This window comes from Secundilactobacillus pentosiphilus (assembly GCF_002217985.1).
GTDB lineage: Bacteria > Bacillota > Bacilli > Lactobacillales > Lactobacillaceae > Secundilactobacillus > Secundilactobacillus pentosiphilus.
In genome coordinates this window covers 1-606 of record NZ_BCMI01000065.1, presented here as the reverse complement: position 1 = coordinate 606, position 606 = coordinate 1, and the positions used below count along the sequence as shown (strand labels likewise).

The window sequence follows — 606 nt, the reverse complement described above, 5'->3', positions numbered from 1 at the left end:
GCCAAAGCGGGTGATAGCCCCGTAGACGAAATTCACTGCCCTCAGTTCAGGATCCTGAGTACGGCCAGACACGTGAAACCTGGTCGGAATCCGGGAGGACCATCTCCCAAGGCTAAATACTCCCTAGTGACCGATAGTGAACCAGTACCGTGAGGGAAAGGTGAAAAGCACCCCGGAAGGGGAGTGAAATAGTTCCTGAAACCATGTGCCTACAATTAGTTGGAGCCCGTTAATGGGTGACAGCGTGCCTTTTGTAGAATGAACCGGCGAGTTACGTTAACATGCAAGGTTAAGATGAAAAGTCGGAGCCGTAGCGAAAGCGAGTCTGAAACGGGCGTTTCAGTATGTTGATGTAGACCCGAAACCAGGTGACCTACCCATGTCCAGGGTGAAGGTGCGGTAAAACGCACTGGAGGCCCGAACCCGTGTACGTTGAAAAGTGCTGGGATGAGGTGTGGGTAGCGGTGAAATTCCAAACGAACTTGGAGATAGCTGGTTCTCTCCGAAATAGCTTTAGGGCTAGCCTCGGAAAGAGAATCGTGGAGGTAGAGCACTGTTTGGACTAGGGGCCCGTCACGGGTTACTGAATTCAGATAAACTCCGAAT

The 606-nt window shown here is 51.7% G+C and carries 1 rRNA gene; it reads left to right on the top strand.

What is annotated here, in order from left to right:
* Positions 1-606 (top strand): 23S ribosomal RNA (locus CES81_RS13055); the annotation flags it as partial.